Below are 20154 nucleotides of genomic sequence, written 5' to 3'. Positions count from 1 at the left end.
TATTTGAATTTCAGTCATATTTACATCATGCAGATTAAAAATTTCTGTTCTGATCTCTGACCTTAAATATCCCCGGAAGACCTGCGTATATTCAGTGTTCCGGCTGATTGATATAAATATGTCTGATTCAGATTATGTGGTAAAGTTCAGGTAAACTGATCAGAGTAATCTCTCTTCTCTGTGATTACTGTGGTTTTTCCGGGAAAAAATCGGAGAATAATATGAATAAAAAGAATTATTACAGGAAATTCACGGCAGGGAGGCATTCTGATTTCATTAAAGTATATGTGCTGGTTCTTTATTTTATTGTCATTGCAATCCTGGGGTTCTATTCATTTTCATCCTCCAGAATTGATGAGAGTGCCTACATAATTGCCAGAATGACACCGCACCTCATTTACATTCCTCTTGTTCTAACTGCATTATGGTACCCGCAAAACAGGATGATTCATGTTGTAATACTGCTGGTTGTTTTCATCTCAATTATCTTTTCATTCATATTCTACGGACTCAGCATTGATGCGATGTTTGTGGTATTCACTTCGGTGATATATCTCTGGGTCTTCTTTGCCATCCTTAAAATTCCGGGCTATACGGGTGATGCGGAGGTGAAAGACTCCATAGCAAAACTCCCGTCTTTATCGGTTCCCTCTCTGGAAGGAGGCATTATGGCATCAGGCTCAGCTGAGAGTAACGAATTGCTCAGAGAGGAAAAGTCTCTTTCCGCCGCAGGGCCTGGTGTAAAGAAAAGTTTTTCTGCATCTGCCGGTTCTGCGGGTTCCCCGGCAGGGATGGCTGAAGGGTTTAAATCACCCTGCACAGGTCCCAAAATACCTGCACAGACTATTCCCCCTGAACAGATTATGCCGCTTATTGAATCTTTCCGGATAAATGAACGTGATATACTGGTAAATACTGAATCTGCGATACTTGCAATAGGAAAATCTGCCGAGGAGTTTCTGGTAAAGGCGCTTGAGAGTAATGACTCTATTCCGGTAAGGGAGAACTCGGCAAAGATGCTTGGGATAATCGGTTCTCCAGACAATATCTGTGCCCTTATTGACTCCTTAAATGACAGATCACGGCGTGTGCATAACTCTGCCGTTCAGGCTCTCGCGAGGATTGGAGAACCGGCAGTAGCGCCTCTCATTGATTCTTTGGTTGACGGCCGCTGGAAGATAAGAGCCGGCTGTGTCACTTCGCTGCGTATTATAGGTGTCAGCGAATCACTGAAATATATAATCCCGCTTCTTGGGGATGAGAACCATTATGTCCGCCGGGAATCTGCCAAGACAGTCGGGCGGCTCGGAGACGGACGATATACAGAATGTCTTCTTCCTCTCTTAAATGATCCTGTAAGGGGAGTCAGGCTTGCAGCCGCAGGTGCTCTCGGTAAAACTTCCGGCAATGACATTGTAGAGGCGTTATCTGAGAGATTTTTTAAAGAGGATGACCCTCAGGTTAAGGAGAGGATTGTTGAGTCACTGGGGCTTATAGGGACAGAGGCTGCAATGGCTGAAATTCAGAAGGCAGTCGATAAATCCACTTATGAACTTAGGAAAAAGCTTATTGAGGCTGCCGGAGAGGAATATCTTCAGTATAAAAGAATATTTGATATTAATTAACTGTACTCTCAGTCAGTTTATCTTTTTTTAGCAGTTTCCAGGGATATGGCAGGAGAGCAAAGAGTATCAGTGCAATAATTATCGGGACTATCAGGAATGTAAATGCGGTCTGTGCGGATGTAAGATCTGCGATATATCCGGTGACTGCAACTCCTGCACCTCCTGCACCTACTGCAAAACCAAGCATCAGTCCCGATACAGTTCCTGTGCCTCCGGGTGCCAGTTCATGCGACATTGCAACAGTAACAGAGAATGTGGACCAGAGGAAATATCCGAACGCAAACATTGCAATGATTGATATTATACCCTCAGTTGCCAGGAAGAGGAAGAACGGCGGGATTGCAGTTATCATTCCAAACATAATATACTCTTTTCTGCCGTATTTATCTGACATCGTGGCACCGATAATCTGGCCCGCAACTCCGGCGATGAGCATGAGCGAGGTCAGCAGGTTTGCGGTTATCAGGTCAAAACCCCGTGTGGTAAGAAATGTCGGGATAAATGCCACTGACGAGAAGATGACCCATGACCTGAATGCAGATGCCGCCACCAGCATGGATATAGGGCCTGCAGGGATTTTTTTCTTCCCGGAATTATCATCAGTTTTTGCATAACTCTTCTCAAGCTCAGATACGGGCGGCAGGAGTTTTTTAAGTACAACGGCAATTGCAAGGGCAGGTATTATCAGAAATACCAGTGCATCCGTTCCCCCGAATGCCACCAGAATTCCGGCGAGCACAGGCCCTATTGCAAAGCCAAGATTTCCGTCGACAACAAAGAGTGATGTCAGCCGTCCCCGGTCAGGCCCGTCTGCAATCCTGCTCACAAGTCCAAGTGCGCTTGGGTGAAAGAAAGCATGGCCGAGCGCACCTCCGACTGCAAACAGGAGCATCATCTCATAGCTGTGCATCAGCCCTATAAAGGACATGAAAAATGCACAGAAGAGTACTGATATCGGAATCGGGACTCTGATGTTCTTTTTATCATACAGCCATCCGATAACTGGCTGGGTGAATGATGAAGAGAGGTTATAGACTGTAACCAGAATTCCGGCAAGGAAGTATGAATATCCCTCCTGAATGATCAGAAGCGGCAGTATTGCCGGGAGAACAGGAGAGTAAATATCGTTAATACAGTGTGCTGCGGAAAGTCCGAGCACTGTCCTGACTCTTTTCTCCATAATAATCAGCCGTTAATCCTCTTTATCCTGAGAATTTCAACGCGGATCTCAACGCAGTCTTTTTTGTGGTGGGCGAATGTCCTCTTCATCGGGAATTCGCATCTGATCTTCTCGTCCACAACAGCCTTTCCCTTAAGGTACGACTCAACAAATCCGGATGAACCTTCATTGAATATTCCGTAGGTTATCTCTGCACATTCAACCGCTTTATCGATAAAGGGACGGTCAGCATGCTTATTCTGTGCGCCAAAGGGGGGGTTCATAATCACGGTGTCGATATCTTCGCAATTGATCTCCTGTATGTCGGCCTCAATGAAGCTGACATCCAGTGAGAGCTTTTCAGCATTCTCTGCTGCAATGGCAAGTGCACTGCCGTCAGTATCAACTCCTGTAACTTCTGAAGCATCAAGAAGTGCCGCACCGCAGGAGAGAACACCTGTTCCGCACCCTAAGTCCAGAATATTCATATTCTCAATGTCTCCTTTCATATAGGCATGATAGAGCATTCTGGCAGCGACTTCTGCCGGCGTTGAGTACTGCTCAAGGGATACATCGGGATTTTCAAAATCCTTCAGTCCCTGAAGAATCATTTCAAGTTTTCTTAGTTTCAATTGCTGTACCTGCCTTTTTACGGTTATTGATAGCCTTATCTCAGTTTTTAGGAGGGAAATTTATATTCTCCGCTATTTGCGGGTATATATGATGTCCTTATTATCTCTTTTATTATCCGTAATTTCTACCGGACAATCTCATCTATCTCATAATCTTCCCATTCCCTTACACCCAGGAGAATCTCATACTCCTCAGGTGAGAGAAGCGGTGCCGGGAAGCGTACATTATCGTCATATGCAAGACGCGGGCATGCTGTATTGACATATGCACCGTAACCCAGATTGAGAAGTGCATCGGGCGTAATCTCTTTTATATATACAATATCTGCTCTTTTTGAGAGTGACCAGAGCCTCTCTGCAAGGTCTTCTCTTCTCTGTCCTGATTTTGTACTGACAATAATGGCAATATTATCTGCACTTCGTGCCTTCTCTATCTTTGCGAACCGGACTCTCAGCATCTTTGACTCGTCAATAACCTGAATCTCACCTGTTACAGGATCGAATGCCGTCACCTTAATCCCGGTTGCGAGTTTAACACCGATTGCATGAAACACCCCTGTGCCTATGTACAGTATCTCATCAGCACCTGTATTCTTTGCGGCACTGTATGTGCAGCCGAGGACCTGCCCTCTGTACGGCGTTCTCTCAGATGCCTCTCCTGTTGTGCATGAGTACCCTTCAGATCTGAAAAATTCTATGATCTCATCTATCTGAGGGGCGTGCTGAACTGTTGTTACAACAGAGATATTTCCGGATGAGATATGCGGCAGCACTTTATTCAGTGAACCGGTATCAATCTCCTGAAAATAGGGTTCATAAATCACCCTGTCATACTCCCCTACAGGTGCATGACCGAAATGAACCAGAATATCGGCCTGTCCGAGTATCTCAAGGTCAAGATCACAGGCCCCCCAGCACGGGTTTCCGGAGATAATAACTCTGTAACCCTCTTTCTTTAACTGCTCTGAAAAAAGAGATGCCTTTCTCTTAAGGCCTTCGGGGAACTGGAGTGCAACTGTCTCTGCACCTGATCTTTTAATCTTCTCCAGAAGATCAGAACTGAGTGTCAGTGACACACACACACCGTCTCCGGTCACTTCAATTTCGACGAGGTATTTGTACGGCCTTCCGATGTCGCATTCACCTCTTTTTATTACTACGAGAACATCGGCAACCTCAGCACCCTTCCTGGAAATGCCCTCAAGGATAGCCTTCATTGTCCCTCCGGTTGAGAAGACATCGTCTATTACAACTACCTTCTCGCCTTTCTCTATTCCGTTCAGGTAAAGTTCTCCCTTTGAATATCCGGTTGTCTGGTGAAGTGCAATTTCACCTTCAAGCTGATACTCTCTCTTCCTGATAATTGTCAGCGGAATATCGGTCATCAGGGAGAGTGCAACTCCTATATGAATGCCCATAGCTTCGGCGACCACAATCTTTGTAACTCCCTCCAGATTGAGTTTTTTTATCATCAGAACAGCAACTTCCCTTAAGAGTGCCGGTTCAACGATGGGCACTCCGTCGCTTACCGGATGTATAAAATAATTATATTCGCCCCTTTTAACAATCGGGCATTTTTCCAGTGATTCTGTCAGCTTATTAAACATTTATCTCACTAACATCCTTTAAAAATTCGTCAATAATATCTTCTGTAATATGGGGCATGCAGACTGTTCTCATATGTCCTTCTCTTGTCCTTGAGACTATCCAGCCTTTGGGACTGTTTTCGCATTTAAATGAGGCTACGTTCACGTCCGGCTGCACGGCCACTTCATAGCCGAGATCTGCCATCCCGTCTATCAGTCTTCTGTTGTTGTTCATGCACTTCCCGACTATCTCTTCAAAACCGCTTCTTCCAAGATATCTAAGTACAGCAAGTGCGCCTGCCACAGGTCCTCCGGGCCTTGTGCCAAGGAGGGTGCACTCCTTCTGCACAGTCAGGTAGGGTGTCTCAACCTCGGTGGATTTGAAATAAGACGGATCCCTTGCAATAAGGCATCCGCAGGGAATTGTTGACATTCCCATCTTATGCGGGTCCACCGATATGCTTGATACCCCGTCCAGTTCAAAGTCGAATTTTGGTGCATTTTTCAGGAAGGGCAGGACAAAACCGCCGAATGCGGCATCAATGTGGAGAAATATCTCCCGGTCAGAACATATATCCGAGAGGTGCTCTATCGGATCAACGACCCCGTATTCAGTTGAACCGGCGATGCCTGTGATACATACTGTGTTTTTGTCAATATAGTCCTCAAGCACTGACGTATCTATCTTCTGGTTACCATCGCATGGAACTGTTCTGAGTTCATATGAGAGGATATCGCACGCCTTCTCAAATGAGAAGTGGACAGATTCAGGAACAACGACATTCGGCATCTTCCTCCGGGCCTGCTTGCCCGCAATCCGCAGAGCCTGAATATTTGACTCAGTGCCGCCTGATGTTGCATAGCCGCAGGCATCCGGTATGTGCATAAGTTCACCGATCTCTCTGACCAGCAGGCTCTCCAGTTCGGCAGTGCCTGCAAAAAGACCTGGGTCTCCGAGATTTGATTCAATAAACATATTGTGTGCACGCACCGCAACCGGGTGCGGGATAGTGCACATTGAAGACAGAACTTTATCGTATTTTCTGTCTTTATCTCTTGCAAAAGATAGAAAAGAGAAGATTTCTTCTTCTGGGCAACCTTTTTTTTGCATGGCGAAAACAGATTTATTTTCTTGATGCATCAAGTATTATCTTTGCTTCCGTTCTTGCGGCAGTTTCGCGAATCTTCTGTACTGCATCAATATTTGCTGAAACGCTTGTAATTCCGGTTTCAACAAGCCATTTTACCATGTCAGGATCTGATCCTGCCTGTCCGCAGATTGAGCATTCAACCCCGCCTCTGCGGCAGCGGTCAATTGCGTATTTGATTATTTTAAGGACGGCCGGATGTTTTGGCATGTACATATCCGCAACATTCTGGTTGTTCCTGTCTATTGCAAGTGTGTACTGGATTAAGTCGTTTGTTCCGAATGATGCGAAGTCGATTCCGGCATCGATGAAGTCATCAATTAAGATGGCACTGCTTGGAATTTCCACCATAATTCCCAGTGTCTTATTATCAACATCGACGCCTAAGTCATACATCATATCCTTTGCCTGTAGGAATTCGTCAGGGTGACCGACAAGCGGGAACATTATTCCGAGGTTGTCATAACCTTCATCCCACAGCCTCTTAAATGCCTCAACCTGCAGGCGGAACTGGTCAAATGACTGGAGATCACGGCGAATTCCACGCCATCCAAGCATTGGGTTGTGCTCTTCAGGTTCGTCCTCGCCGCCCTTCATATTCCTGAACTCATCGGTCGGTGCATCAAGGGTCCTCACCCAGACAGGTTTGCCGTTGAACTCGTCCATTACAGTCTTTATTCCGGTGTAGAGTTCATCAACAAACTCATCCTCTTTATCATTCCTGATAAACCAGTTTGGCGTCTTGCCAAGGCCGAGGATTAAGTGTTCTATTCTGAGCAGTCCGACACCGTCAGCACCTGTTGCTGATGCACGCTTTGCGGCTTCAGGAAGGGAGACATTCACTTTTATGCTCGTTGCGGTGATTATAGGTGCTGCTGCAAATGCTGCCTGAATTGCCGGCTGGCCTGCATCACTGGCTTTGGCAACCGCACCTTCATAGACTATTCCTTTCTCACCGTCAACGGTGACAGTCTGCCCTGCGGCCAGTACCTTTGTTGCTTTCTTTGTGCCCACTGTTGCAGGTGTTCCAAGTTCCCTGCTGACAATTGCAGCGTGGCAGGTCATACCCCCCTCATCGGTGATGATTGCAGATGCCCTTCTCATTGCCGGGACCATGTCGGGATTGGTCATCTTTGCAACCATTATGTCCCCTTCATTTACCTTGCCGAGGTCCTTTATGGAGCTTACAATGACCACTTTTCCGGTTGCGATACCCGGTGACGCGCCCTGTCCTTCAAGGAGTATTTTGCCTTCGTTCTCCATTTTAGCTTCCTCTTTATCGGATCCTTTTTTGATTGTGGTGATTGGACGTGACTGGAGGATGTAAATCTCTTCTCCTACTATGCCCCATTCAATATCCTGTGGGTTTTCGTAGTGCTCTTCTGCAATCTTTGCAAATTTTGCCAGTTTTTTGATTTCATTATCGTTGAGTACAGGAATATCCTGGCGTTCCTTATCAACTTCTACCTCTTTTGTGCCTTTTTCACCGTCAGGAAGAATTTCAACTATCTTATTTGCGATATATCTGTCAACAACTCTTCCTGTACTCTGGTCAAATACGTAGTTGTCAGGTGATACTGTTCCTGAGACTACGGCCTCTCCAAGTCCCCATGACCCTTCAATTATTGTTGTAGTCTCTCCTGTAACCGGGTGGGATGAGAACATTACACCGGCTTTTTCTGAGAATACAAGTATCTGTACAACCACGGCAATGTCAACGCTCCGGTCGTCAAAACCCTGTTTGGCCCTGTAATATATTGCCCTTGCACCAAAGAGTGAGGCCCAGCATTTGTGTATGGACTCCAGAAGGTCATTGTCCCCCTTTATATTGAGGTACGTCTCCTGCTGTCCGGCAAAGCTCGCATCCGGAAGATCTTCTGCTGTTGCACTTGACCTTACTGCAACGATCTCATTGTTGCCCATCTTTTTGTATGCGGCAATGATCTCTCTGCCAAGTGCCTCTGGCATTTCGGTCTCCATTATGATGTTCATCACATCATTTGCGGTCTTTTCCAGGAGTTCAGCGTCATCTACGTCAAGCCCTTCAAGTCTTGAGTAGAGTTTCTCTTCAACTCCGGCTCCTACAAGATATCTTCTGAAGGCCTGAGCTGTGACAACAAACGCGGGTGGTACGGGCAGTCCCACGGCTGTCATCTCTCCAAGCGATGCTCCCTTGCCACCGACAGAGGGGATATCTTCTTTTTTTATCTCTGCTAGCCACAGAATGTCCGGCATTTTATTCATGTTATAACACCACCTAATCAGGTTGTATATTATATATTGTCAGAGCCTAAATTTACCTTTGCCAATCCTTTCCGGAAAATGGGTTTATGATATGCTGCATGAACTCCTGAAAATGTTGAAAAATGCTATATCTTTCATATGAAGATGAGTATTATCTGTGGTCCAGCTTCATGAATAAAGGCCTGCTCTGAAGTTTATGTCCGGCGGATCTGTAACAGATCATAATGTAAGTGACGTACTGACGGAATATTTATTGATTTTTCGGAAAATATGAAGATAAGATAGGCCAAATTAATAACGGGGACTTTGAAGTGAACTATAAAGTGCTTGTCAGCGATCCGCTGGCTGAGGAAGGAATAGAGATTCTTCGCGGTTTTTGCGAAGTTGATGTCAGAACAGGACTGAGCGAGGACCAGTTAATAAAAATAATAGGTGAATATGATGGCCTTCTCGTCAGAAGCGGTACACAGGTCACCGAATCTGTCATTAATGCTGCTGATAAACTCAGGTTTGTAGGGCGCGCCGGTGCCGGCGTTGACAATATCGATCTTGATGCGGCAACCAGGAAGGGAATTATTGTTGCAAATGCACCTGCGGGCAATACTCTCGCGGCATGTGAGCACACTCTTGCAATGATGGCATCACTTGCAAGAAACATTCCCCAGGCAACTGCATCGGTCAGGAAGGGCGAATGGAAGCGCTCTGCATTTATGGGCGTTGAGCTTAACGACAAGGTTCTTGGGATTGTAGGATTTGGAAGGATCGGCCAGGAACTTGCAAAGCGTGCCTTAGCTCTTGAGATGAAAGTTGTGGCATATGATCCTTATATCAACCGTGAGAGGGCAAAGGAACTCGGTGTTGAGGTAATGACACTTGATGAACTCTTTCCGGTTGCAGACTTTATCACAGTCCACACGCCGCTCATAAAGGAGACGAAGCACTTAATCAACAGCACAACCATTGCAACGATGAAAGACGGTGTCAGGATCATCAACTGTGCACGCGGTGGTATAATCAATGAGTCTGATCTTTATGATGCAATTGTTCAGGGAAAGGTTGCAGGTGCAGCACTTGATGTATATGAAGAGGAGCCTCCGGTAGCTTCAGGAATTATTTCTCTTGATCAGGTGATCTCCACTCCGCACCTCGGCGCATCTACAGTTGAGGCTCAGCTCAATGTTGCAGTTTCGGTTGCGAAGCAGTGTATTGAGGTATTAAAGGGCGGTTCAGCGAAATTTGTTGTCAATGCACCTATGATCCCTCCGGATCAGATTGAGAGAATTGAACCCTATGCAAATCTTGCCCGGAAGATGGGAAAGCTTCTGATTCAGCTTGTTGAAGGCAGAATTGAATCTGTTGAGGTTGAGTACGGTGGCAAAACGGCAGAATTCGGGCAGAATACTAAGTATATCACAAGGCTTGCCCTTAAGGGAATGCTTGATCCTATTCTCCAGACTCCTGTAAATATTGTCAATGCCGAGCTTGCAGCAAAAGAGAGGGGCATCCGTGTCTCTGAGACCATTACTGAAGAGTCATTCGGTTTTACCAATGTCATCACAATAAGGGTTAAGACTGATAAGATGGAAGAATCTGTATCCGGAAATGTCTCGTCCCCTGGAAAACCAAGAATTGTCAAGATTGGTGAGTACATGACAGATATGACTCCGACAGGCCATGTTGTCATCTCAAGGCATCATGATGTCCCCGGGGTTATCGGAAAGTTTGCAACGATTATCGGCCGGAAGAATGTGAATATTGCCGGTATGCAGGTAGGAAGGAACCGTCCTGGTGATGAGGCAATTATGGTCCTGAATGTGGACTCAGAAGTGCCACAGGATGCCATGGATGAGATAGTGCAGATTGACGGCGTATTTACTGCAAAATATGCTAAAATCTAAAATCTCCGGATTATATTCCGGATCTGATTAATTCCGAACGACAGTTAATCTTAAATTCAATCTAATTTTTTTCATAAAATTCTTTTTAAATGGGTTTTCTGAAGAATTTCAGTTTTTTCGGACAGGCCCTTCTCTGTATTGTAATACTTTATGTTTGTCTTTGGTGATTCCTGCTGATGTAATCTCTGTTATCTTTTATTTCCTATTTTTTTTGATTTTAATCTCTTTATGGTCTTTTATTTATCTTCTCCTGCTATTTCCTGCCGGATTTTTGGTGGCCATTGTGTGCCTTTAAATTTACTCATAAACTGTATATGAGTTTATGGTGGCCGCTGTTGTGGCTTTCAGTATGTAATTATCCCATATCGTGGGTCTGTGCGGAAGTGTATGCTCTGTCCGGTTTATCCAGTGTTCCGAATGTAACTCTCACATACCGGGAGCATGTCCGGACTGTATCTCGTACCTCTTTTCCTGTATCTGTCAGTTCTGATGGCAGAGGGTTTATTTTGCACCCGGATAAATGAGAATATATGAGAATATTCTCCTTTGTATCAGTTCTGGCTGCTCTGCCTGCATTTTTTCTGATGCTGTATGAGAAAATTTACAGCGCTGAGGATGCCGGAGAGGCACAGAAGAGTGTCAGAAATCCGCTGATTAAGGCCTGGGATTCATTTGAGAGATTTATGAACAGTTTTTATGTCGTTGTCGGTTCATCGGTTCTGGGTCTGATTATTGATCCTCCTGACGCTGAGAAGAAAGCAGATGTAATCTTTGATGAGTTCAGGAACAACTACTCTGAGTTTCTTAAGGATTTTAAAGCCCTTCTTGATGAGATTAACCGTCACCGCGAGGGCCTCAGACAGAGTCTTGACGGGGAATGGACAAATATTGACTACCTTAGAGGTGCTTTTGAAGAGAAAAGACCGGACTGGGACAGCATAGCCGCCAGAGGGACTTTTGTATATGAAAATCCGGTCACTTCAAATGAGAGAAGATACAGCAACAGGATGCTGTCGGGCATGAAAAGTTTCCTTGAAGATGAGGTTAAGATCTCCGATGCCGGAGTCTTTGACATGATATATCACTTTGGGAGGGCAAGAATTCCGGCTGAACTGAGTGACATTCTCTTCGGCGATGAATACGGGGAATGACAATCTAACCAAAAAAATTCTGTATTCCCTCATTTCGGATGAATATTATCAGAGATATTGTCGGTGATAATATCTCTGGAAAGTATAATTGATTTAATTCTCTGATATTATCTCAATTTTATGCTCTCCGGTGATCGAGAGGCTTTCGCCTGCTATTTTTACATTGGGATTCTCTCTGACTATCCTCAGAATATCTCTTGATATTAAGTTTCTCGTAAGTGTAAGTGATCTTACCCCGCAGATATATCTGATCTCAAATTCTATCCAGTTATCGGTGAGACTGATCATGACTGAAGTTTCTGTCGGTTTTTCCGGAAGGTAATACTTCCTGCCTATATTCCAGAATTCTTCATTTGCCTTCTTAGATATTGCCTCTGTTTCTTTGTTTGCAGCTTTTAGTAACAGTTTTTCTGCGAGTGAAATGTCACTGTCATATGTAATCGGTACGATTATGCTGTCCCATACATAGTTGTGGTCCCTGGTGAAGTTTAAAATTGTATTGGACAGAATTAATCCGTTTGGTACAGTCACAATTTTTCCTGATATTCTGTCGAATTTTCCAGGTCCGGAAATTTCCATCATTGTTGTATTCATTATTCCTATGTCTATAACATCGCCTGTAATTCCGTTTATCTCAATTCTGTCACCAACTCTGAAACTGCTGAGTATAATTATTGATATTCCTCCTACAAAGTCTTTGAATATGTCCTGAAGGGCGATTGCAATCCCTGCAACTATAATTCCATATGACAAAAGAAGAGATTCTGTATTTTCAACCCATATTCTGAAGATTATAGTGAGCAATAACAGGGCTGCAATGATGGATATGGCTTTTTTCAGGTTGTAATATGATCTGGTGTCTTTTATTCTCTTCTCAAGAATATATTCGTTGAGAATTTTCACAGCTGTAAGAACCGATGCCAGGGAAAATGCTGAGTAGAATGCATTCTGGATATTTTTGTCAGAATATACATATATTTCTGCAATCAGAAGAAGTATTGCAGAGATATAGATTATTATGATTACTAATGTGTTTTTCCTCATAATCTTTTACCACCCCTCTCTGAATTTATGTTATGGGTTCTTTGATTTTAATTGTATTTCCGGGCATGGACAAAACTTCTGAGTTTTTCTCTAATTCTCCTATAAATCTCTCTCAATATCTTCGTTTAACTTCTGGCATAGGTATCATTTTTATAACATAATGTTAAATCTTTTTTACATGTTTCCTGTAAGGAATTTGTGATAAATATGAATAGTCAAAGAATATTTTCAGGAATTTTAATATTCCTTATTGCAGTGTCTTTCTGCGGGATTGTGTCGGCAGATGATTCCGGAAGCAGTGCCTACACCTATGTTGCAGTAACTGACGTGGATATATCACCGGAAGTTTTTGTAAAAGGTGATACCGGAATAATTACAGTTACTGTAAAAAATACAGGCACAGAATCGGTCTCTATAAACCGTGCCGAACTATATTCCAGCGATATATCGGTGGTAAACGATGATGCCTATGACACCGTAACCCCTATTGGTGCAGGCAATGAGATGAAGTTCTCATTCACTGTGGATGCCGATGCTCCGGACGGGATTTACTACCCGAGATTTTATCTTGATTATACAGGTTCAAACAGTTTTTCCTATAATATCCCTGTAAAAATTGAGAGCACAGGACTGTCTATATCTGTAATTGATTCACCTGATTCATGGCAGAATGGTAATGAGGATCAGATAATCCTTCTCATTGGCAATCCAAGGGAGAATGCAGTAAAAGGAGTTGAGCTCTCTCCTTCAGGAGAGGGAGTCACATCTGGCCAGACAAGTTATTTTATCGGAAATCTTGATCCAGATGAGTCACGTGAGATAAAATTTGATATTACGCCGGCGGATGCTGAATATATTAAATTTGATGCTTTATGGAGAAACGGCATAAATAAGCATATCTCCTCAGTTTCTATTCCTGTATTCTATGGTGATGACAAAACAGGTGCAGAACCGATCTTAAACAATGTGAAGACCACAACATCGGGAAGCTACTCTACTGTCAGTGGTGACATCACCAATGCCGGACTTGAGGATGCAATGTCAATAGTTGTTACAGTTGGTTCTCCGGCAGTTCCTGTTGATCCGTATAAGATGTATGTGATAGGTTCCCTTGAACCTGATGACTTCTCAAGTTTTGATCTCACTTATACGCTGCAGAGTGGTAAAAATACAGGTGAAATGCCTGTAATAATCACATACAAAGACCTGAACGGGAATGGCTATGAGAAGGAGTATTCCGTTTCATCAGGTTCGGGGTCTGCTGTATCTTCAGATTCTTCATCACCGGATTCCTTTGAAGGTGGTTCAAACGCTCCACGAGGCGGAGGTGGCATGATGGGCGGTATGGGCGGAGGCTTTTCAAAGATTCCAATCCTTGAGATCGTTGTCATCATCATTGCCGGCCTTGGACTTGTAGTTGTGTGGAAGAAAGGGTACATAAAAAAAGGATCTGAAGCAGTGAAGGCAAAACTTGGTAAGGGGAAGAAGTGATTTTCGGAGGTGGCAGCAGATGACTCCGGAACCTGTAATCAGCCTTAAGAATGTGACAAAAGTGTATGTTCTTCCGTCTGATGAAGTGGTGGCTCTTGATGATGTTTCGCTTGATATCCAAAAAGGTGAGTTTGTTGCAATAATGGGGCCTTCGGGTTCAGGGAAGTCAACGCTTATGAACCAGATCGGGTGCCTTGATCTCCCTACATCAGGGGCTCTCTATATTGACGGCAGAAATGTCCGTGATCTGAATGATGATGAGCTGACTGAACTGAGAAGGGACAAGATCGGGTATATCTTCCAGAAGTTCAACTTAATTCCGCTCCTCGATCTCAGGGAGAATGTGGAGTATCCCCTCATCCTGAAGCATAAAAAAAAGGACGAGTCCGGGTATCCTGAGAAACTTCTTAAAATGGTAGGTCTTGAGGATAAGAGATTTAAGCATAAACCGGCTGAAATTTCCGGTGGTCAGCAGCAGAGGGTTGCGGTGGCAAGGGCACTTGTAAACGATCCGGCTATTCTTTTATGTGATGAGCCCACCGGAAATCTGGATTCAAAGACCAGTGCACAGATTATGGATATGCTGACAGTTCTCAACCGAGAGGGCAGAACCATCGTGATGGTCACTCATGAGGATGATATTGCCGAATATGCGCAAAGGAAAATTGTGATCTCGGACGGACGCATTCTGAGTGATAACGGGAGGTACCTGAATGATAATTAAGGATATATTCTTTGAGCTGTCCCTCAGGAATATCAGGCTTAATTTTCTCCGTTCACTACTTGCAGCAATTGGTATTGTGATCGGTGTCGTTGCAATCACGTCAATCGGAATAATGGGCGCCAATATGACTCTCTCTGTTACTGCACAGCTTTCTGAGAGCGGCAACATTATAATGATCTCTCCGGACAGTGGAGGGGGCAGCGGTGGTGATATGGGAAGACCCGGTGGAAACAGTGGCAGTTCTTTAGATGACGATGAATATATTGATGAAAAGCAACTCAGAACCATTGAGAAAATTACCGGGGCTGAAAATCTTGTTGTTGCTCTATATTCGGAGTCTGATACTATAAGTGCCGGCGGTAAGGATGGCCGGGCAACGATATACGGTCTTGATCCCTCAATAATTCCTGAACTTGTTGAGATTGCGGAAGGTACATATCCTGTAAGCATCAGCGGTGTTGTTGTAGGGCCTACACTCGCAGAGAGATATGATCTTAAAGTCGGAAGCAGGATTAAGGTCGGAGATGAGGATGAGGGGCAGAGCACGGTCAAAGTCAATGGTATTTTAGAAGAGAAAGGTATGTCCATGGATTTAAATTCAGATAATGCCATTCTTGCGGACGGGAAATGGTTCACCTCATTTTACGGCGGTGAAGGTGAGTATGACCAGGTGAACGTGATTGCCGCAGATATAGATGATATTGAAGAACTTGAAGAGGAGATTGACAGGCAGCTCAATTACCGTGAAGATGAGGTGAGGATTCAGGACTCCGGATCAATGCTTGAGAGAATAAGTGAGTCACTTGGGACAATTACCTCGTTTATGACTGCAATTGGTGCGATTTCCCTTCTTGTTGCAGCGGTTTCCATCTTCAATGTGATGATGATGTCAGTTACTGAAAGAATAAAGGAGATTGGTATTTTAAGGAGTATCGGTACAAAGAGAAGGGAGATAAGAAGGATGTTTCTCTATGAATCACTGCTTCTTGGAATCATCGGTTCAGTTATAGGTGCGGTATGCAGTTTTATTGGCGGATATGCTCTGACATTCGGGATGATTGGCACAACGGATTATTTCTTTATGCCTGAGAGTATGATTTATATCCCGGTCGGAGTTTTTATTGGTGTTATGGTCTGTGTCCTGTCGGGAATATATCCTGCATGGAGGGCATCTAATCTTGATCCCATTGAGGCATTAAGGGCGGAATGAAGAAATTTTTTGGGGTTAATTATGTTCCAACTGATGAAATAATTTTAATCATAGAAGAATACATCTTCTACATTTACATTAAATACTCTTGATATTTTGAAGGCAAGGCTTAATGAAGGGTCATATTTCCCTTTTTCTATTGCAAGTATTGTCTGTCTTGTAACTCCTACCTTTTCTGCAAGGTCTTGCTGTGTCATATCATTCATTGCACGGAAAACCTTGATATTATTCCTCATCGGAGTCGAATCCTCCGTATTTATCTGTGTAATATATTCTGAATGCTGCAAAGATCACAATTACGGAAAACAGTATCAGCATCTGGATGAACGGGAATCCAAGGAAATGTTTTATGAAGAAGTCTCCTCTGTTTACAATGAAAACAATTGATGATGCTGCGAAGGAGAAAAGCAGAACCCAGGTGATCTGGAGCGTTTTAATCGCGGACTTCTCATTAATTAAATGAAGCCTTTCATCTCCCGCCGGTAAATCCTCAGTTTTTCCTTTAAGCAGAAGTGCGATAATAATTCCGGCAGCGATTAATATTGCCAGAATTTCCCTTCCGGGCGGCTTTGGAGGATTGTTTATAGACCACCAGAGGAGACATAGCTCCAGGAATGCAATTCCTGCGACTATTATGAAATATGTGTTTCGTCTCATCTTTGTTACTATTAGATCTCAGTCAGATATTTTATAATTGTATGGCGTTTTTTTGTTTTTATGCTCTGTCCAAAAGTGATAAATGGTCATATGTTTTATCCTTAATATAGGAGGGAGTGTATTTTTGGTTACTATAGATCCGGAGATTTTAAGTTTTTTAATATTGCCGGCACTGATATTTTTTGCAAGGATTGCTGATGTTACATGCGGAACTCTCAGAATCATCTTCATATCCAGGGGTATGAAGTTACTCTCGGCTGTTCTTGGATTTTTTGAGATAAGTATATGGCTTCTTGCAATATCAGAAGTTTTCAGCCAGGGTCTCTCTCCTGCTGCATTTCTGGCTTATGCACTTGGTTTTGCAGCCGGAAATTATGTCGGAATTACTATAGAGGAGAAGATGGCCCTTGGAATATCTGTTGTCAGGGTTATTACGCAGTATAATGCAGAGGAGCTTATCTTCCAGTTAAAGGAGTCTGGATTCCGGACGACTTCTGTGGATGCAATGGGTCAGTTTGGGCCAGTCAGTATTATTTATTCGGTTGTTAAGAGGAAAGACATATCTGAGGCATTAAGGCAGGTGCATAAGTACAATCCAAATGCTTTTTACACAATTGAGGACATCAGGCATGCCGGGGGGGCAATGTTCTCCGCGGATGGGAGGATTCCTAAACGCGGACTTGCAAGGTACACAAGAAAGGCTAAGTGAATGACGGAATTATGGCTGATTTTTCAGGATATATTTCTGGTCTGCCATTTTTTTGGTTATCTCTCTGATTATGCCTGTGAATGACCTGATTATTCTGTTCCGGAACGGTGGCAGGACGGCGATATTCTGCATGGCATAACTGATAATTATTTATGAATGTTGCTTATGATACTTTTAAAGATGTACTGACTGTATTTTCACCCTTTATATTGTGAGTGCCCCGCATATGTTTTAATATATCTGTGGTGATAAAAATTCTGAGTTGTCCGGGGGGTGATAGCTGAAGAAGAGTGAATGGTTTTATTTGCAGTTAAACCCTGCGAATACGCAGAAATCAGCATTTAATCATTCAAATACTTACATATGTTGCAGGAGAAAGATTGTATGCTGGTTTTCATCTTTGAATCCGATGTTATTCAGAAGTCATTATTGATTTATTGGCTAAATAAAATGGCATATGGCTCATGCACCGGAAAAATGCCCTGAGGTTTGTAATCCTTTCGGCTCTGTTTCCGGAGTAAAATGATGTGAATACCAGATATGGGTTTAAGACCTAAGTGTCTTAATCTCTGAAATGAAGGTAAGATGTGTACCTTCATAAAAATGGTCCCAAATACAACCGAACAAACTAATTGATGTGCCAAAGATAATTCCCTTTCATCTGCCGGCAAAACAATGAAAGGGAGAAGCAGGCAAAATATATAATCTGGAAATTGAAATCCCCAATCCCAATCCCAGAGAACCATGTTTTCACCCGGAATCCTGTCAAACACCCAGGATTTCCGGGTGATAGCCCGGGATTGCACTCTCCTTTGCTGATCAAATTATTTATCCGGAAATATATCTGTTATTATGTATTTTGTTCTCTTTGTCAGTGGCTGAATGCAGTTTTTGCCGGCGCTTCTGATATTTTTAATCTGAGAGGATTTTTTTATTTTAATGAATTTTACAGGTTATTTTACTCTTTTGTCACCCTGTTTTTCTTACCATTAATTCAGACTGTAAAAACAGTTCTCCCGGCATAAATGTTTATTTATGAATGTAAATTATCAAATAATCCTTTTAGGGAGGTAAAAAAATGGCACCAAATATTGAGCAGAAAGATCAGCCAGGGCAGTACCGGGGCCAGTCAGCAGGTCATGACTGGGAGGAGAGATTTAAACAGCTGCAAAAGAATGAAGAGCAGCAGATAAGTCAGATCAAACAGCTTCAGCAGCTTGAGGAACAGAATCTGAACCAGATAAAAAATCTTGAACAGCAGGAGAAGCAACAGGTTCAGCAGATTCAGCAACTTCAAAAGCAGGTGGAAAAAGTTTCACAGCAGCAGCAGAACCATGAGAAAAACTGGAAACAGCAGGAGCAGGAGATAAAGAAACAGCAACAGATTCTGCAGAAGCTTCAGCAAAACCGGTGAATAAGCAGAAATGTGTGTTCCGGAAAATCTCTTACCATTTAATATAGTCTGATTAATTAATCTTTTTTTTCAGTGTGGTTTATTTGTCCACAGTTAATAATAATCACAGGTCCGGGTTTTCAATCAGAGATTTTAATTAATTAGGATATATTCATAAACATTATGTGCTTTAATTAAAGCGGGTTGTCTGAGCGCTGAGGGGGAGATTTGAACTCCCGAGGGGCGGATGCCCCACAGGCTTTCCAGGCCTGCGCCCTTCCAGACTAGACTACCTCAGCAGAAAAAGTGTAAAGAAATCATGCACACTTCCTGTGCCTTATTTTATAGGACTCCGGTTTTATTAATTCTATCCCTTTTGTCCGGAGAATTTTATATACTGCCGATCCGCAATAATAACTGTAAATACCTGCAATTATCAGTTTTCCGGATAAAAATGATTATTTTTCCTGAATTCCGCCTCCCTGATTTCAGTGGTGAAGGATTTCATATGATTTTTAGTTTGATGCAGTCAACATCCGTTTATGCCCTTTTATCAGCTTTTTTTTCTGCATCCTTTGGTTTCTTTGTCCACCCGCGTGGATATGTTCCGGGTTCCATGATTACGGCAACTGATCCTGCAACAATTCCCGTATCTCCGGGTTTATATTCCTCGGATGAAACTAAGGCTTTGGCAGTGCAGACAAGTTCCCCCTTATCTGTCATTACCGCAACTGTGCTTCCTCTTTTGTAGCTCTCTTTCTGAAGAACGCCTACCCCGGCAAGCGCGGCTCCTCTGCATATGGCGTCAACAGCGGAATCGCGGATGACAACCTTTGGCATTGTATCAACAAGTCTTTCTGCCGGCAGGATCATCTCAGAGAGCATAGCAGGTTCTCCCTCCTCTTCATAAACCGCGGCATCCTTTAAGTCATGAAGCCTTATGCAGTCCTTCTCTGTAAAAGGGCCTGATTTTGTTCTCCGGAGTTCCACCATCTGCCCACCTGTGCCAAGTGCGAACCCGATATGGATACATAATGACCTGATATATGTTCCTGCCTCACAGTCTACCCTCAGCAGAACAAGTCTGTCTTTTACATCAAGGACTTCAATGTCATACATCTCCCTGATTCTGAGCTGCCTTTTCACAGCGCTTTTTCTTGGCGGCCTCTGGTAGACCTTCCCCTTAAACTCCGATACAACTCTTTCGATTTCCTCTCTTTTTGCATCCCCGTGAAGCCTGAGCAGTGCGACATACTCTTTTCTGTGGTTTAACAGAACGGGGGCAAGTTTTACTGTCCGTCCGAGCATTATCACAAGCAAGCCTGAGACCATCGGGTCCAGAGTTCCTCCGTGGCCTGTCTTCTCACCGCCAAGTATCTCCTTTACCCACGCAGTAACCTGGTGGCTTGAAGGGCCCTGCGGTTTGTCTATGACAATAATCCCGCTCTTTATCTTTTTACTTATCTCTGCATCAGTAACCATT

At 43.6% G+C, this 20154-nt stretch carries 17 protein-coding genes, 1 tRNA gene and 1 pseudogene; 8 read left to right on the top strand and 11 right to left on the bottom strand.

Annotated features, from left to right (window positions below; all coding sequences use genetic code 11):
• Window positions 1-221: 221 nt before the first annotated feature.
• Complete coding sequence (locus tag METLIM_RS04940; RefSeq protein ID WP_004076826.1) at window positions 222-1625, top strand: HEAT repeat domain-containing protein; 1404 nt, start codon at window positions 222-224, stop codon at window positions 1623-1625.
• Here METLIM_RS04940 and METLIM_RS04935 read toward each other — a convergent pair.
• The 6 genes and pseudogenes from METLIM_RS04935 to ppsA all read right to left on the bottom strand — a co-directional run bounded on the left by METLIM_RS04935 (window position 1618) and on the right by ppsA (window position 8394).
• On the bottom strand, window positions 1618-2805 hold the full coding sequence (locus METLIM_RS04935; RefSeq protein ID WP_004076825.1) for an MFS transporter: 1188 nt from the start codon (window positions 2803-2805) through the stop codon (window positions 1618-1620). The two genes, METLIM_RS04940 and METLIM_RS04935, sit on opposite strands and share 8 nt — an antisense overlap.
• Before the next feature lie 5 nt (window positions 2806-2810).
• Window positions 2811-3416, bottom strand: a complete 606-nt coding sequence (locus METLIM_RS04930; RefSeq protein ID WP_004076824.1) for an METTL5 family protein — start codon at window positions 3414-3416, stop codon at window positions 2811-2813.
• A gap of 125 nt (window positions 3417-3541) precedes the next feature.
• Window positions 3542-4498 (bottom strand): diphthamide biosynthesis enzyme Dph2, encoded by a 957-nt coding sequence (gene dph2 / locus METLIM_RS17130; protein ID WP_342633013.1) that lies wholly within the window; start codon window positions 4496-4498, stop codon window positions 3542-3544.
• Window positions 4499-4507: 9 nt separating this feature from the next.
• Window positions 4508-5023, bottom strand: a pseudogene (gene hpt, locus METLIM_RS17325) (hypoxanthine/guanine phosphoribosyltransferase); the annotation flags it as partial.
• Window positions 5016-6113, bottom strand: coding sequence for a tyrosine decarboxylase MfnA (gene mfnA / locus METLIM_RS04915; RefSeq protein WP_004076822.1), 1098 nt, complete (start codon window positions 6111-6113; stop codon window positions 5016-5018). The pseudogene hpt and the gene mfnA, both read right to left, overlap by 8 nt.
• A 13-nt stretch (window positions 6114-6126) precedes the next feature.
• Entirely contained in the window at window positions 6127-8394 is a 2268-nt protein-coding gene (ppsA, locus tag METLIM_RS04910) for a phosphoenolpyruvate synthase (RefSeq protein WP_004076821.1), read from the bottom strand.
• A gap of 311 nt (window positions 8395-8705) precedes the next feature.
• On the opposite strand from ppsA, the gene serA reads away from it, so the two are divergent.
• Window positions 8706-10292 (top strand): phosphoglycerate dehydrogenase, encoded by a 1587-nt coding sequence (gene serA / locus METLIM_RS04905; protein ID WP_004076820.1) that lies wholly within the window; start codon window positions 8706-8708, stop codon window positions 10290-10292.
• A 530-nt stretch (window positions 10293-10822) separates the two neighbouring features.
• Entirely contained in the window at window positions 10823-11443 is a 621-nt protein-coding gene (locus METLIM_RS04900; protein WP_004076819.1) for a hypothetical protein, read from the top strand.
• A 93-nt stretch (window positions 11444-11536) separates the two neighbouring features.
• On the opposite strand, the gene METLIM_RS04895 is transcribed toward METLIM_RS04900, so the two are convergent.
• A complete protein-coding gene (locus tag METLIM_RS04895; protein WP_004076818.1) occupies window positions 11537-12487 on the bottom strand; it encodes a mechanosensitive ion channel family protein in 951 nt (316 codons plus the stop codon).
• A gap of 207 nt (window positions 12488-12694) precedes the next feature.
• Here METLIM_RS04895 and METLIM_RS04890 point away from each other — a divergent pair, with 207 nt between their 5' ends.
• The 3 genes from METLIM_RS04890 to METLIM_RS04880 are packed head-to-tail and all read left to right on the top strand — an operon-like array spanning window position 12695 to window position 15912.
• Complete coding sequence (locus METLIM_RS04890) at window positions 12695-13978, top strand: COG1361 S-layer family protein (RefSeq protein WP_004076817.1); 1284 nt, start codon at window positions 12695-12697, stop codon at window positions 13976-13978.
• Between the two features lie 19 nt (window positions 13979-13997).
• The gene (locus tag METLIM_RS04885; protein WP_004076816.1) at window positions 13998-14702 is read left to right on the top strand and encodes an ABC transporter ATP-binding protein; all 705 of its coding nucleotides are present in this window, start codon (window positions 13998-14000) and stop codon (window positions 14700-14702) included.
• On the top strand, window positions 14692-15912 hold the full coding sequence (locus METLIM_RS04880; protein ID WP_004076815.1) for an ABC transporter permease: 1221 nt from the start codon (window positions 14692-14694) through the stop codon (window positions 15910-15912). The genes METLIM_RS04885 and METLIM_RS04880 overlap by 11 nt, the downstream gene beginning before the upstream one ends.
• Before the next feature lie 44 nt (window positions 15913-15956).
• On the opposite strand, the gene METLIM_RS04875 is transcribed toward METLIM_RS04880, so the two are convergent.
• Together METLIM_RS04875 and METLIM_RS04870 are read right to left on the bottom strand one after the other, a co-directional pair.
• On the bottom strand, window positions 15957-16148 hold the full coding sequence (locus tag METLIM_RS04875) for a helix-turn-helix transcriptional regulator (RefSeq protein WP_004076814.1): 192 nt from the start codon (window positions 16146-16148) through the stop codon (window positions 15957-15959).
• Window positions 16138-16569, bottom strand: a complete 432-nt coding sequence (locus tag METLIM_RS04870; protein ID WP_004076813.1) for a DUF2178 domain-containing protein — start codon at window positions 16567-16569, stop codon at window positions 16138-16140. The genes METLIM_RS04875 and METLIM_RS04870 overlap by 11 nt, the downstream gene beginning before the upstream one ends.
• Before the next feature lie 124 nt (window positions 16570-16693).
• On the opposite strand from METLIM_RS04870, the gene METLIM_RS04865 reads away from it, so the two are divergent.
• Window positions 16694-17278: a DUF2179 domain-containing protein gene (locus METLIM_RS04865; RefSeq protein ID WP_004076812.1), complete on the top strand. Its 585-nt coding sequence runs from the start codon at window positions 16694-16696 to the stop codon at window positions 17276-17278.
• Between the two features lie 1078 nt (window positions 17279-18356).
• Complete coding sequence (locus METLIM_RS04850) at window positions 18357-18692, top strand: hypothetical protein (RefSeq protein WP_004076811.1); 336 nt, start codon at window positions 18357-18359, stop codon at window positions 18690-18692.
• 192 nt (window positions 18693-18884) lie between these two features.
• On the opposite strand, the gene METLIM_RS04845 is transcribed toward METLIM_RS04850, so the two are convergent.
• Together METLIM_RS04845 and METLIM_RS04840 are read right to left on the bottom strand one after the other, a co-directional pair.
• Window positions 18885-18970 (bottom strand) — tRNA-Ser (locus METLIM_RS04845).
• Window positions 18971-19211: 241 nt separating this feature from the next.
• Complete coding sequence (locus METLIM_RS04840) at window positions 19212-20153, bottom strand: RNA-guided pseudouridylation complex pseudouridine synthase subunit Cbf5 (RefSeq protein ID WP_004076810.1); 942 nt, start codon at window positions 20151-20153, stop codon at window positions 19212-19214.
• Between the last annotated feature and the right edge of the window lies 1 nt (window position 20154).

This window comes from Methanoplanus limicola DSM 2279, assembly GCF_000243255.1.
GTDB lineage: Archaea > Halobacteriota > Methanomicrobia > Methanomicrobiales > Methanomicrobiaceae > Methanoplanus > Methanoplanus limicola.
This window is presented reverse-complemented; position numbering and strand designations above follow the sequence as displayed.